This is a genomic window from Streptomyces nogalater (assembly GCF_039532885.1).
In the GTDB taxonomy this organism is placed as follows: domain Bacteria; phylum Actinomycetota; class Actinomycetes; order Streptomycetales; family Streptomycetaceae; genus Streptomyces; species Streptomyces nogalater.
Genome location: NZ_BAAASM010000046.1, coordinates 33,109 through 46,437 on the forward strand (window position 1 = coordinate 33,109; position 13,329 = coordinate 46,437).

Sequence of the window (13,329 nt, forward strand, 5' to 3'; positions counted from 1 at the left end):
GGTGACGGGTGGATCAGCAGTCAATCCCCGGCGGTCGATTACGGTCAAGTACGACCGGATTACGCATAGTTAAGGTCAGGTTAAGTCCGGGCGGGAGCGGGAGCCGGGAGGCGCCCGAGGTCATTTCAGGACGGGCGGCGCCGCTTCCGGTGAGGTGCCCCACACCGACGGGCGCGGGCCGACCGTGAAGGCGAGGGAACGCAGGGAGCGCAGCGCGCCGGTCGTCAGATAGGTCCGGCCGTGCGGGCGGCCGTCGGTGCGTACGGCCTGGACGTAGCGGTCGGTGACCGAGGTGCCGGGCGCTGTCACGGTCAGCCGGCCACTCGGCCAGTAGCGGCGGTCCAGGGCCAGGTCGACCCGGTCGAACACCGGGGTGGTCAGGCCCCAGGTGCCGTAGCCGGGCTGGACCGGGAAGAGCCCGATGGCCGACAGCACGTGCCAGGCGGACATGGTGCCCAGGTCGTCGTTGCCGGTGAGGCCTTCGGGGCTGTCGGTGAACAGGGTCAGCGCCGCGTGCACCACGTCCGTGGTCTTCCAGGGCCGACCGGTGGAGAGGTAGGTGTAGGGCGCGATGAGGTCCGGCTCGTTCATCGGGTTGTAGACGGCTGCGTTGTAGTAGGCGTACGGGTCGCCGTGCACCCACACCTCGCGCGCGGTCCGCTCGGGGTCGGCGAGCAGCCGGTCGTAGGCGAAGAAGGAGTCCAGGCGGGCCTCGGCCGCCCGCACCCCGCCGATCAGCGCCATCATGCCGGGCACGTCCTGCGGGACGAGCCACTGGTACTGCCAGGCCGTGCCCTCGTGGAAGCCGCTGCCGCGGGCCGGGTCGGGCGGGCCGGCGAAGGCGCCGGAGGCGTCCCGGGCGCGGAAGAAGCCGGTGGCGGGGTCGAAGACGTTGCGGTAGTTGCGCGAGCGGGCGGCGTAGCGGGCGGCGTCCTCGTGGTGTCCGAGACCGCGGGCCATCTGCGCCAGCATGGCGTCGGCGAGCGCGTACTCCAGGGTGACCGAGGCGCCGTAGTGGTAGTCGGAGTCGCCCATCTTGGCGTACGGGCGGCCCTTGACCCAGGGCGCGAAACCACGCGCGATGTACTCGGCGTTGGCCTCCCGGCCGACGCCCGGGTAGGCGGCCGGCGGCACCCCGTCGGCGTTTTTGCGCAGCGCCCGGTAGGCCCGTTCCTCGAAGCCCTTCAGCAGGCCCGAGTGGTAGGCGGTGGTCAGGAAGGGCGTGACCGGGTCGCCGGTCATGATGTTGGTCTCGACCGGGCCGTAGCCCCACTTGGGCAGCCAGCCGCCGTCCTCGTCGACCGCGACCACCGACCGTGCCATGTCCCGGGCCTCGCGCGGCGCCAGCAGGGCGAGCAGCTGGGCCTGGGTGCGGTAGGTGTCCCACAGCGACCAGTTCTGGTAGTAGGTGAACCCCCGGGCGCGGTGGACACGGCGGTCCCAGCCGAGGTAGCGGCCGTCGGCGTCGCCGCCGATGTTGGGCGCGAGGTAGCTCCGGTAGAGCGAGGAGTAGAAGGTCCGGCGCAGCGCGGGCGTGCCGCCGCGCACCCGGACGGCGGTCAGCCGGCGCTCCCACTCCGCGCGGGCCAGGCGGCGTACGGCGTCGAAGGACCGGCCGCCCTCGGCGCGCAGGTTGGTCGCGGCGCCGCGCGCGTCCACGTACGACAGCGCGGTGGTCGCCTCGACTGTGCGGTCACCGGTGGTGTCGAAGCGGACGTAGGCACCGCCGGCTCCGGTGCGGGCGCCCGGGGTGAGGGTGCGGCCGTCCCAGGTGCCGTAGGCGGTGAAGGGCCGGCTGAAGCGGGTGATCGTGTGGACGGTGTAGGGGCCGGTGTCCCGGCAGAAGCCGTGGCCGGTGATCTCGGTGCGCACGGTGCGGTCGTCCAGGATCTCCACCGCGCTGCGCACCGGCTTGTGCAGCGCCTGGGCCGCGTTCAGCAGGACGTTGGCCTTCTCGGTGGCCGGGAAGGTGTAACGCTGCACGCCGGTGCGGGCGGTGGCGGACAGCTCGGCGCGGATGCCGGAGGCGAGGCCGACCCGGTAGTAGCCGGGGCTCGCCTCCTCGTCGTCGTGCGAGAAGGGGGCCGCGTACTGTGCGTAGTCCGTACGGGTGATATCGCCGGTCGTCGGCAGCACGGGGAGGTCGCCGCCGATGCGGCAGCCGACGCCCGAGAGATGGACCAGGGAGAAGCCGCGGACGCGGTTCTGCGCGTAGTCGTAGCCGGTGCTGTGCCCGGTGTCCGGGGACAGCTGCACCATGCCGAAGGGCACGGCCGCGCCGGGGAAGGTGTTGCCCTCGTTCCGGCTGCCGATGAACGGGTTGACCAGTTCGGTGAGGCGGCCGTCGGACGGCTCCTCGGCCCGTGCGGCGGGGGTGGCGGTCAGCACCGACGCTGCCATCACCCCGGCCACGCACCAGCGCGTGCGCCGGGTCCCTCTCATATCGGATGACCTCCGCGGATTGGACATCGTTGCCTGCATCCTGAAGGCCGCGGGGCGCCAACCCGGGCATTCCGGGTGATTGGCGTGGAACGCGTCGCGCCGAGGGCGCTCTTACGAAGGGGAATGCCAGGGATCAGCCCGGGGGGCGGGTGTGGCAGCAGTCGCCGCAGAGTCCGCCGCCGGGCACCCGGTAGTACAGGCAGCAGCTGCGGCGCCGGAACGACGCGCCGGTGCGTACTCCGGTGGCGTCGAGCAGCGGATGGGCGAACAGCTCGCCGGTGAGGGCGCGGGTGCGGGCCGCCACATCGGCACGGCCGTGAGCGCGGGCCCAGCGGACCAGTTCCCGGGCGGTCGCGGCCAGCGCGGAGCCCGCGTTGCCCCACAGCAGGCCGGCCGCGACGCCGTAGCGGGCCCGCAGCACCGCTGTCAGGGGCTCCAGCTGGCCGTGCAGCACGGTGGCGGCGAGCGTGGCCGCGTCCCCGGGCAGGGCGCGCACCTCGGTGAGCCACAGATCGTCGGGGGCGGTGGCGTGTACGTCCCAGCGCAGCAGGCGCGGGTCCAGGTCGGGCAGCCGGCCGTACAGCACGGCGCAGCCCAGGGCCGCCGACCACAGCCGGGCGGCCAGCCCCTGCTGGGCGAGGGAGGCGGCCACCCGGGGCTCGGCGGTCCGCAGCCGCTCCCCCACCACGGCGACGCGCGCGGCCACCGGGTCCCGGCCGAACGGCGGCACCTGCGCGTAGCCGTCCGCGAGAGCCGGCAGCCGCCGCGGCCCCGCGTCGCCGGACGGGTCGGCGACGGTGCGCAGGACGAAGAAGCCCCCGAGCGGGCGCAGTGCGGCGAGATCGCGGTCGAGGTGCACGACAGGCACTACTACCAGGGGCTCCGCCGCGGCGGCGCGGCGGGGGTCCGTCCGGCGGTGGCCCACTACGGGACGACGGGGGCGCCGGTGTACTCCAAAAGCAGTAGGCGGCATTGCGCTCAGGGACGACGACGGGAAGATCACGTACGGGCAGAGTGTCGACCATGGAAGCCGATCGCATACGGGCCCGGGACACTCACCGCCCCCAGAGGAGACGCCGATGAGCGCCCTGGCGTTGTCCGTGCTCCTGTCGGTCGTCTCCGCCCTCGCCTACGCGGGCGGAGCGATCATGCAGGAACAGGTGGCGGTGTCCTCCGCCGGCAGCGTCCCGGTGCGCCGGCCGGGGTGGTGGGGGGCGCTCGCGCTCAACGGCCTCGGCGGTGTGCTGCACGTCGTGGCGCTGGCCTGCGGGCCGCTCAGCCTGGTCCAGCCGCTCGGCGCGCTGACCATCGTCTTCGCGCTGCCCATGGCGGCGCTGTGCGTCGGCCGCCGGGCCGGGGCCACCGCCTGGCGCGGTGCCCTCATGGCCACGGCCGGCCTCGCCGGCCTGCTGTCCCTGGTCGGCTCCTCCGCCACGCACTCCCTCGCCGCCGGACAGCGGCTGGCCGTCGCCCTGGCCACCGGCGCGGCGGTGGCGGCGCTGGCCTTCGCCGGGCTGGCCGCGCACCGGCACCCGGCGGTGCGCAGCGTGCTGCTCGCCACCGCCTCCGGCGTCGCCTTCGGCATGTCGTCGGTGTTCACCAAGACCGTGGCCGTGGACTGGACGCACGGCATCGGCCTGGGCGACCTGTCCTCGCTCGGGGTGATCGGCGCGTTCTCGGTCGCCGGCGTCCTGCTGTCCCAGTTGTCCTACCGGCACGGCGGGCTCGCCGCCCCGCTGGCCACCCTGACGGTGGTCAATCCGGTGCTGGCCGCCGCGGTCGGCGTCCTGATGTTCGGCGAGACGTTCCGCCACGGCACCGTGGGCACCGTGCTCGCCCTGGGCTGCGGCGTGGTGGCGGCGGGCGGCCTGATCATGCTGACGACGGAACGGCTGGAGGGCGCGGAGCCTCCGGGGCCGGTGCCGGCGGACACCCCGGTGGAGCCGACACCGGCCGTCCTCTCCTCGACCTCCCCGGCGGCGTCTCCGGTCGCTCCCGCGCCGGCCGTTCCCGCGGTGGCCCCGGCCGAGCCGTCCGCCGCGCACGCGCTGCCGGACACCGCCGGGCCGGCCGTTGCCGCCCGGGAGGCACGCCCCGTGGTGCCACGGCAGCGCGGGGCGGCGGACGCGGAGGCGAACGCGGACCGAGCCGGGCGCGCCGCGAGCGGGGCCGGAACGGAGCGAGGCGGGCGCATCGACACCGGCGCCCGAACCGGCACGGGAACAGGACGCGGAACAGGAACAGGAACCGGAACCGGAACAGAAACGGAGACGGCCGGAACGGTGTGGCACGAGCTGCTCGCACCGGGACCGGCCGGAGGCAGGACGGAGACCGGGGGCAGGGCGAGGACCCGGAGCAGGGCGGGAGCCGGACGTTCCGGAAGTGGTACGGAGGCCGGGGGCGGCGGCGCGTCGTCGGCCGGCGGTGTGGCCCCGGCGCCGTACGACCCGTCAGCCGGCCCCGCGTCCCCGGAACCGTACGTCCCACCGGGCGACGGCACGTCCCCCGCGCCGTACGTTCCGCTGTCCGTGCGCTTCCATGTGCCGGTCGTGCTGCCGGTGCCGGTGCTGCTGCCGGTCCCGCTGCCGGCACCGTGCCCGCGTCAGAGGGTGGCGCCGCCGGCCCGGAGGTAGGCGAGCGGGTCGATGTCCGACCCGAAACCGGGCCCCGTCCGCACCTCGAAGTGCAGATGCGGACCCGTGACGTTGCCCGTGGAGCCGGAACGGCCGATCCGCCGGCCCGCGGTGACGTCCTGGCCGACCCGCACGGAGATGGCGGACAGATGGGCGTACTGGGTGTAGTGGCCGTCGGCATGCCGCAGCACGACCTGGTAGCCGTACGAGCCGCCCCAGCCCGCGGCCACCACCTGGCCGGCCGCCACCGCTCGCACGGAGGTGCCGGTCGGCACGGGGAAGTCGACGCCGGTGTGGTAGCCCTTCGACCAGTGCGAACCGGCCACGTGGTAGCCGGTGCCGAGGGACGCGGTCACCGGGGCGACCCGCGTGTGGTGGGCCGCAGACGGGGTGTGGCGGGTGCCGGGATCCGGCGAAGGGGCTTTGCGCCTCGGCGACTTGGGGGACTTGGCGGGCTTCGGGGACTCGGGGGGTGTGGCCCTGGCCTGGGTGCCGTTCACGCTGAGCCGCTGCCCCGGCAGGATCAGATCGGGATCGGTGCCGATGGTGGCGCGGTTGCCGGCGTACAGGGCGCGCCAGCCGCCCGGCACGCGCCGCTCGCCGGCGATGCCGGAGAGGGTGTCCCCGTGCACCACGGTGTACATCTCGGCCCGGCCCGCGCGGGACTGCGGGATGGCCTGCGGCCGGACGTCCCGGACGGAGGAGGCCGGCTGTGCGCCGGACCGCGCCGGGCGGGTGGCCGCGGAGTCGGTGTGCGCGTCCGCCGTGCCGGCGCCCCGGGTCAGCCCGGCGCGGGGCGAGCAGGTCGGCCAGGCGCCGGGCCCCTGCCCGTCCAGCACCTTCTCGGCGACGGCGATCTGCTCGTCCCGGGTGGCCAGGTCGGCGCGCGGTGCGTAACGGGTACCGCCGTACGCCTCCCAGGTGGACCGGGTGAACTGCAGCCCGCCGTAGTAGCCGTTGCCGGTGTTGACGCTCCAGTCGCCGCTGGACTCGCAGGCGGCGACCTTGTTCCAGGTGGCAGCGTCGGCGGCGTGCGCGGTGCCGGCGGCGACCAGCGGGAGGGCGAGACCGGCGCCGCTCGCCGTGACGGTGAGTGAGGCGCGGTTGATCCTGTTCGGCTGGTACCGGCGGTGCCGGCCGCGTACGGCCATGTCCGAATTCCCCTCGGCATGCGTCAGGAGGGGCAAACGTAAGGGCCGCGAACTGGCCATGACAAGAAGGGAATTCGGCCTGCGGCGGGGGTCAAGTGGCCGGGAACATCCTGTTGTTGAGCGTGCGGCGACCGGTGTACGAGGCGGCGGGCGCTTCCGTGTACCCGTGTGTGGCGGGTCGCATAGGCGTTCGCCGCCACGGCACGTCAGGATGGGCAGGGCCCCGTACTGACGGAGGCGTAGTGATGAGGCAACCAGGGAGTAGGCGGTATGAGCACTTCAGCGCAGATCGGTGTCACAGGCCTCGCGGTGATGGGCCGCAACCTCGCACGGAACTTCGCGCGCAACGGCTACACGGTCGCCGTGCACAACCGCACGGTGTCGCGTACGAAGGCACTGGTGGAGGAGTTCGGGCAGGAGGGCGACTTCGTCGCGGCGGAGACCGCCGAGGAGTTCGTGGCGGCGCTGGAGCGCCCGCGCCGCCTGGTCGTCATGGTCAAGGCGGGTGAGCCGACGGACGCGGTGATCCAGGAGTTCGCCCCGTTGCTGGAGCCCGGTGACATGATCATCGACGGGGGCAACGCCCACTTCGCGGACACCCGGCGCCGGGAGCGGGAGCTGCGCGAGCGGGGCATCCACTTCGTGGGCGCGGGCATCTCCGGCGGTGAGGAGGGCGCGCTGCACGGGCCGAGCATCATGCCGGGCGGGTCGGTGGAGTCGTACGAGTCGCTGGGCCCGATGCTGGAGAAGATCTCCGCGAAGGCCGCCGACGGCGCGCCGTGCGTGACGCATGTGGGCCCCGACGGCGCCGGACACTTCGTGAAGATGGTCCACAACGGTATCGAGTACGCCGACATGCAGCTGATCGGGGAGGCATACCAGCTGCTGCGCGATGTCGCCGGGTACTCCCCCGCGCAGATCGCGGACATCTTCCGCACCTGGAACACGGGGCGGCTGGACTCCTACCTGATCGAGATCACCGCCGAGGTGCTGTCCCACGTGGACGCGGACACCGGCAAGCCGTTCGTGGACGTGGTGGTGGACCAGGCCGAGCAGAAGGGCACCGGCCGCTGGACCGTACAGATCGCGCTCGACCTGGGCGTTCCGGTGTCCGGCATCGCCGAGGCGGTGTTCGCCCGGTCCCTGTCCGGGCACGCGGCGCTGCGGGCCGCGTCGGGCGACCTGGCCGGCCCGAGGCCGTCCGCGCTGAGCGAGTCGGAGGCCGCCGCCTTCGCCGACCGGGTGGAACAGGCGCTGTACGCCTCCAAGATCGTGTCGTACACCCAGGGCTTCCACGAGATCGCGGCGGGCAGCGAGGAGTACGGCTGGGACATCGACCTCGGCGCGGTGGCCTCCATCTGGCGGGGCGGCTGCATCATCCGCGCCGCGTTCCTGGACCGCATCCGCGCGGCCTACGACGCCCGGCCCGACCTGCCGAGCCTGCTCTCGGACGAGACGTTCGCCCGCGAGATCGCCGACGCGCAGGACGACTGGCGGGAGGTGCAGATCACCGCGGTACGGCACGGAGTGCCGACGCCCGGCTTCGCGGCGGCCCTGGCGTACTACGACGGCCTCCGCTCCCCGCGCCTGCCCGCGGCGCTGACCCAGGGCCAGCGGGACTTCTTCGGCGCGCACACGTACCGCAGGGTGGACCGCGAGGGCGCGTTCCACACGTTGTGGGGCGGGGACCGCAGCGAGGTCACGGCGTAGGCGGCCGGGAGTTCCTTCGTGCCCCGGGAGTCTGCCCGGGGCACGGGGCGGGGGCGCGAGGCGGGGGGCGCGGGGCGCTGCCGGGTCGCGGCTACGGGTGCGTGACGGCCGGGCGGGCGGTTCCCCGCGCCTGCTGCCCTCCGGCGCCGCTCAGGTGAGGGGTGGACCGGGTTCGGGATTCGGCACCGGTTCCGGCCCCGGGGGGATGGGCGACGGGGGCGGCTCCGACGGACCCGGCGGGCCCGGGTGGGGCGGTGCCGGAGGCGGTGTGGGGCCGGGGCCCGGCGGAGTCGGCTGCGGTACCGGCTCCGGCGGCGGGACCGGGGTGGGGTAGGGGTCCGGCGGAGTCGGGTCCGGGCCCGGTGCCGGGCCGGGCGGGACCGGGTCGGGATGCGGGTTGCTCATCGTGTCCTCCGGGCTGTCACGGGACGTCGCCTCTGGACTACTCCCCCGCCTACCCGATGCCCGCGCGCCCACTCACCCGACGGCCACACCGAACGGCCCCGCGCGGGTCGCCGCCGCGCCGGGGACCGACACCCCGCCCTGAGCCGTCCACGCCGGGGCAGGACCCGAGACCCGACGACGGCCACACAACCGCTCCGGACGGGACGCGCGGCGACGGCCCGCTCACGGGGCCTCCGAGACGGACAGGCGGCCACTCCGAACGGACACGCGGCAACGGCCCGCTCGCGGCGGCCTCCGGGACGGATACGCAGCCATACCGGCCGACACGCGGAACGCGGAGCACGGGCCTCTCCCCCGTACCCCTCCGTCACGGACACCCAGCCACCTTCAGGCGCAACGACGCACAGCGCAGGCCGGCTCGCGGAGCGTCCAGGGCCCGGCCAACCGTGGGCGCCGGGCCCTCAGAACCGTCCGGGATGGGCGCGCAGCCAGTCCTTGGCGGCCGACAGGAGCGCGGGGTCGGCCGGCGGGGCGGCCTCCGGGTGGCGTGCGGCCCACTTGACGACGTACGGGCACAACGGGGCCACCGGGACGCCCTCGCGTTCGGCGAGGGCGTACAGCTCACGAGCGAGCGATCCGGCGATGCCCTTCCCCTCGTGGGCGGGCTCGACGATCGTGTGGACGGGTACCAGGGCGCGCGCGGGCGATTCCAGCACGAAGTACTCGATACGGCCGGCCACCTCACCGTCGCCTACGGCCTCCAGACGGCCCGCCGTCCGGTCGTCGCGGATCTCGATCTCGCTCATGGCCCCGCACGCTCCTGGTCCACCGGTCAGCCGGTCAGGCCCCTACGGCCTGCGGGCTGCGCTGCTGGTCCGAACCGGGCACCGGCTCGGACGGGTCGGCGCCGAGGGACACGATCCGGTTGCCGGCGTCGACATGCACGACCCGGGGCCGCAGCTCACGGGCCTCCGCGTCGGTAACCTGAGCGTAGCTGATGATGATCACCAGGTCACCGGGGTGGACGAGATGGGCAGCCGCCCCGTTGATGCCGACGACCCCCGAGCCGCGCTCCCCCTCGATGACGTACGTCTCCAGCCGGGCGCCGTTGGTGATGTCGACGATGTGCACCAGTTCCCCGGGCAGCAGGTCGGCGGCGTCGAGAAGATCGGCGTCGATGGTCACCGATCCCACGTAATGCAGGTCGGCCTGGGTGACGGTGGCGCGGTGGATCTTGGACTTGAACATGGTACGAAGCATCGATGTACTCCCACTGATCGGCTCCCTGCCTGCGTTCTTGCAGGTCAAGGGCGATTCCACAGCCTACAACGAGTCGCACGTCCGGGCAGCTTTCCCCAGGTTTTCCAGGACTCATGCTGACCACTTGCTGACTTTCCTGAGCCAGGTGACACCGGGAGGGTCTCGCCCACTGTTGGACCCCACCACCACGATGGCACGAGCCTACGCGGCCCCCCTTGCCGTCCGCGCCGGGGATGAGGCTCACGAGAGGGGCACATCTTTCACTCCGCTCGCCTGGCCGCCACGCATGGGCGCCCGGCGGGCAAGCACACTGAGCCTTTTCCAACCTCATGCCGGGGGGTGATGAAGGACGAGGACGGCCTGGAGGATCGCGGTGCTGCGGTTGGTGCCGCAGCGGAGTTTTCGTGGGAGGCGTCGGCCCTTCAGCGTGGCCATGGCCTGCTCGCCGAGGCAGCGGCTCTTGGCGTGTGTGCTGTTGTGCCGGCGCTGCCACCGCTTGAGGCGGCGGCCGCGGAAGGCTACTCGGATGGAACCACCGGCACCTTGATACGCCTTGTCGGCCCAGCACTTGAGGTCGGCGTCGGTGAGCGCGTCGACGATGCCGTGGGTGCGGGCGGCGGTCAGGTCGTGGGTCGGTCCGGGCAGGGCCGGTGAGGCCCACAGCAACCGCAGGTCGATCGACGACGGGTAGACAGCACGCGAAGCTCCTGGTGGCTACGGGCAATCTTGGTCGAGAACCCGTCTACCAGGAGCTTCGTCGTTCCACCGATCTGTCCAACACGCGGCCAGCACCGTCAGACTGGAAAAGGCTCACTGCCGACCAAGATCGTCGAGCACAAGACCCGCGACTCAACTCATTCTGAAACGATCAGTAAGCCGTTATCGGTCCGACGTGTTGAACGTGAACTGGCCACGACTCCGGACCGTCGAACTTTCGACCACGAGCCGTCGATTTCGAGCCCGCAAGCGCGCCCGTCAACGCCTCGCCATCGACATTCCGATGGGCAATCAGGCATCTCCGATCGGCACACACACCAAAGAACCTGCCGCCCGGACTCTTTTCCCTCAAGCGCCATCCAGCCAAACGTAAATCCTTTATTTCAAAAATACAAATTAACCCGGCTGCAAGCGTGCACTTATCTAACCATGGTGTGCACCACTCTTGGCGACTCTGCCACCAGAAAACACGCCCACACCATCAGGAACGTCTGAAATGAACGGTTACCGTGCCGTCGCCCGTCAGAGTAGAAGAGTGGAAGGAAGGAAGTAGTTATCGAAGGAGGGAAAGTGAGCGAAGAAGTTGAAGAAGCGGCGGAAGACCTCTTCATTTACATGAGAGGGAAGGTCGCGGCGCGTCGGGTGCGGAACGTGGACACCCCCTACCCCGTCATCGAGGTCGACACGGTCGATTCCGGGACCATAGGCGGACGGCGGGTAAGCGACATCGTCACCTACGTGCAGAAGGAACTCCCGAACGGCATGTACGACGGGAGAGCCGAGGTCGTCATCACCGTCCCCGGCGGCGCGCCCACCAACGAGACCGTCGCGGTCTGGAAGGGAATCGGTGTGGGACGTTCCGACGGCCAAGGCGGCATCAAGTGGGTCGGCGGCATCACCGTGCACAGCAAATCGGAACGCCTGGACGGAATCGCCGCCTACGGGCACTTCACCGTCAGCAGCGACGGTGACGTGGTCCAGCGCTTCTACCGGGTGAACTGAGGCACGCCGCAGAGGCCGCACGGACTTTGCTTCAGCGCTCTCCGCCTGCTGTGCGGTGTCCCGCACGGGCCCGCACAGCAGGTGAAGCGGCGATGCGCGCGGGATACGGCTCCAGCCGGCTCGCCCAACGGTGGCGGCTGCGCCATCAGTGTGACGCTTGGTCAGGGGCAGTGAGCCGTTTTCATCCTGAATATATGCACGTCAGGAGGGTGTGGACGGCTTGGGCGGCTGTGCCGATGCGGCAGGCGGAACAGCGGCTCGCCGCAGCCGTCAGGTGTAGTAGGGGGTGCGGACGGCCCGGGAGAACCAGAGCGGTGTGCCGTCGGGCCGTGGGATGAGCTGCACGTTCATGCCGTGCTTCTTGTATTTCTGTGAGTAGTACGGCAGGAGACGATTGTAAACCGGTAAGTAGACGAAGCAAAGAACGCCAGAAATCTAGCAGGCGATGAAGGCAAGGTGAGGTCATGGCCGAGATAGCAGACCATCGCGAAAAGGTCACGGAACTCGTTCGAACGCGATGGGGGGATCTGCTGGCCGAGATCGGCAGCACCGTGGCCGAGAGAGACGAGGCCAGGACTCCGCCGCCACCCGCCTTGATGGCCGCGATCGGGAGTACTGGGCTGCAGGGGCTCTCCCTGCCGCCACGCATCGGCGGCGAGGGAGTCGACGTCCTCACCTGGGGGATGGTGCTCGAACAGATCGGGTATCTGTGCGAAGATTCAGCGCTCCCACTGATCATGAACCACCAAGGCGATATCGCCCGGTTCATCTGTGAGTCAGGACGCGCTGACCTGATCGACAAATACGCCGTTCCGATCGCCAGAGGTGAATGCGGCGCGGGCATCGCTTACTCAGAAGATGCGGACGCATTCTCCTTCCGCACGTTACTGCGCCGTGACCGAAAGGGTTACATTCTATCGGGTCACAAGACGTATGTGACCGGTGGGCAGCTCAGCGATGTCTTCCTGGTTTATGCGCTGGATGAAGCCGGAGACATGTTGGCATGTCTGGTGCAGCACGACGATCCAGGAGTGAGCGTCACCCCTGCTTTCCCGATGGGGATGAGAACGGCGGGCGCAGCATCGGTAACGTTCGAGGACGTGCCGTTGTCTGTTGACCGGATCCTGGAGGCAACTGACGGGCTCACGCACGCACAACGCTTTCTCAGTAGTCAACGGTTATGGATCACTTGTGCTCCCCTCGGCCGGTCTCAGGCAGTTCTCGAGGACTGCGCCGCGCACTTGGCGAGCACCCTCCGCTTTGACACACCGGTCGCCGAGCTGAACAACGTCGAAGCCTCCCTGGGGCGCATGTATATCGCGGTCGAGTCGGCTCGGGCCATGCTATATCACGCCCTCGGGCGTGTCGGTGCTGGCTACGCTGAGCCGATATTCGACCCTGTGCTCTCGGCAGCAAAGTGCTTTGCCGTTGAGCAGGTGAGGTCGGTGGTGGAACGAGCCTTCGGCCTTCAGGGGGGCCACGGGTTCTATGGAACCACCCACCTGGGCCGGTATATGCGTGATTTCGCCGGCCTCGCCATCGCAGCGGGAACCCAGGACATTCTGGAGGTGAATCTCGGGGCGGGTGTCGTGGCCCGGCGTGCCCGACCGTCCAGGACTTCACGCGACGCATGATGATGCACCTCGTACAGAGCCTCTACCAGCAAGAAACGCGAGCCCCTCACCTAATCCCTTCACGAGCACACGGGAGATAGAGTCGTGTTCTTCATCTTCAACGGCATTCTGCGCCAGGCAGCAGACAACCGACGCTCGGTACGGATCGAAGCTACAACTCTCCAAGACGCACTCGCCGAGCTGACCTCGCGTTTTCCGAACATGCGTCGCCTCTTGCTCGACAATTCCGGGAAGTTGCGTCAGGCGCATCGACTGAGTCTCAACGGTCAGATCCTCGACCTCTCTGAAAATACCCTGACCCTGTCCGAAGAGGATCATATCGAATTCTTCACCGCAATAGCTGGTGGCTGACGGCAAGCGACCACGCATACCATT

The 13,329-nt window shown here is 70.8% G+C and carries 10 protein-coding genes and 2 pseudogenes; 5 read left to right on the plus strand and 7 right to left on the minus strand.

The features are described from left to right. Positions 1–120: 120 nt before the first annotated feature. Together ABD350_RS28060 and ABD350_RS28065 are read right to left on the minus strand one after the other, a co-directional pair. Entirely contained in the window at positions 121–2,442 is a 2,322-nt protein-coding gene (locus ABD350_RS28060; protein WP_344351447.1) for a GH92 family glycosyl hydrolase, read from the minus strand. A 133-nt stretch (positions 2,443–2,575) separates the two neighbouring features. Beyond that, on the minus strand, positions 2,576–3,301 hold the full coding sequence (locus ABD350_RS28065) for a (2Fe-2S)-binding protein (protein WP_344351470.1): 726 nt from the start codon (positions 3,299–3,301) through the stop codon (positions 2,576–2,578). Between the two features lie 220 nt (positions 3,302–3,521). Here ABD350_RS28065 and ABD350_RS38045 point away from each other — a divergent pair, with 220 nt between their 5' ends. Then, a complete protein-coding gene (locus ABD350_RS38045; RefSeq protein WP_382466885.1) occupies positions 3,522–5,075 on the plus strand; it encodes a DMT family transporter in 1,554 nt (517 codons plus the stop codon). On the opposite strand, the gene ABD350_RS28075 is transcribed toward ABD350_RS38045, so the two are convergent. Continuing rightward, positions 5,045–6,226, minus strand: a complete 1,182-nt coding sequence (locus ABD350_RS28075; RefSeq protein WP_344351448.1) for a transglycosylase family protein — start codon at positions 6,224–6,226, stop codon at positions 5,045–5,047. The two genes, ABD350_RS38045 and ABD350_RS28075, sit on opposite strands and share 31 nt — an antisense overlap. A 270-nt stretch (positions 6,227–6,496) precedes the next feature. Here ABD350_RS28075 and gndA point away from each other — a divergent pair, with 270 nt between their 5' ends. Next, complete coding sequence (gene gndA / locus ABD350_RS28080; RefSeq protein WP_344351449.1) at positions 6,497–7,936, plus strand: NADP-dependent phosphogluconate dehydrogenase; 1,440 nt, start codon at positions 6,497–6,499, stop codon at positions 7,934–7,936. Positions 7,937–8,802: 866 nt separating this feature from the next. Here gndA and ABD350_RS28085 read toward each other — a convergent pair. From ABD350_RS28085 to ABD350_RS28095, 3 genes and pseudogenes are all read right to left on the minus strand, one after another. Further along, a complete protein-coding gene (locus tag ABD350_RS28085; protein ID WP_344351450.1) occupies positions 8,803–9,147 on the minus strand; it encodes a GNAT family N-acetyltransferase in 345 nt (114 codons plus the stop codon). A 34-nt stretch (positions 9,148–9,181) separates the two neighbouring features. Then, positions 9,182–9,601, minus strand: a complete 420-nt coding sequence (gene panD, locus ABD350_RS28090; RefSeq protein WP_030611681.1) for an aspartate 1-decarboxylase — start codon at positions 9,599–9,601, stop codon at positions 9,182–9,184. Positions 9,602–9,928: 327 nt separating this feature from the next. Further along, positions 9,929–10,270 (minus strand): annotated as a pseudogene (locus tag ABD350_RS28095) (transposase family protein); the annotation flags it as partial. Positions 10,271–10,888: 618 nt separating this feature from the next. On the opposite strand from ABD350_RS28095, the gene ABD350_RS28100 reads away from it, so the two are divergent. Beyond that, the gene (locus tag ABD350_RS28100; protein ID WP_344351451.1) at positions 10,889–11,320 is read left to right on the plus strand and encodes a hypothetical protein; all 432 of its coding nucleotides are present in this window, start codon (positions 10,889–10,891) and stop codon (positions 11,318–11,320) included. 181 nt (positions 11,321–11,501) lie between these two features. Here the strand turns inward: ABD350_RS28100 and ABD350_RS28105 are convergent. Further along, a pseudogene (locus ABD350_RS28105) lies at positions 11,502–11,704 on the minus strand (IS5/IS1182 family transposase); the annotation flags it as partial. Positions 11,705–11,784: 80 nt separating this feature from the next. Here ABD350_RS28105 and ABD350_RS28110 point away from each other — a divergent pair. Both ABD350_RS28110 and ABD350_RS28115 read left to right on the plus strand, forming a co-directional pair. Then, positions 11,785–12,954 (plus strand): acyl-CoA dehydrogenase family protein, encoded by a 1,170-nt coding sequence (locus ABD350_RS28110; protein ID WP_344351452.1) that lies wholly within the window; start codon positions 11,785–11,787, stop codon positions 12,952–12,954. An 84-nt stretch (positions 12,955–13,038) separates the two neighbouring features. Next, positions 13,039–13,305 carry a MoaD/ThiS family protein gene (locus ABD350_RS28115; RefSeq protein ID WP_344351453.1) on the plus strand — a complete coding sequence of 89 codons (267 nt, stop codon included), beginning with the start codon at positions 13,039–13,041 and terminating at the stop codon, positions 13,303–13,305. Positions 13,306–13,329 lie beyond the last annotated feature (24 nt).

Excerpts from the sequence above, each read along its gene's own strand:
- ABD350_RS28060 (WP_344351447.1), bottom strand. The coding sequence starts at position 2,442 with ATGAGAGGGACCCGGCGCACGCGCTGGTGCGTGGCCGGGGTGATGGCA.
- ABD350_RS28110 (WP_344351452.1), top strand. The coding sequence starts at position 11,785 with ATGGCCGAGATAGCAGACCATCGCGAAAAGGTCACGGAACTCGTTCGA.
- ABD350_RS28075 (WP_344351448.1), bottom strand. The coding sequence starts at position 6,226 with ATGGCCGTACGCGGCCGGCACCGCCGGTACCAGCCGAACAGGATCAAC.
- gndA (WP_344351449.1), top strand. The coding sequence starts at position 6,497 with ATGAGCACTTCAGCGCAGATCGGTGTCACAGGCCTCGCGGTGATGGGC.
- ABD350_RS38045 (WP_382466885.1), top strand. The coding sequence starts at position 3,522 with ATGAGCGCCCTGGCGTTGTCCGTGCTCCTGTCGGTCGTCTCCGCCCTC.
- ABD350_RS28085 (WP_344351450.1), bottom strand. The coding sequence starts at position 9,147 with ATGAGCGAGATCGAGATCCGCGACGACCGGACGGCGGGCCGTCTGGAG.
- panD (WP_030611681.1), bottom strand. The coding sequence starts at position 9,601 with ATGCTTCGTACCATGTTCAAGTCCAAGATCCACCGCGCCACCGTCACC.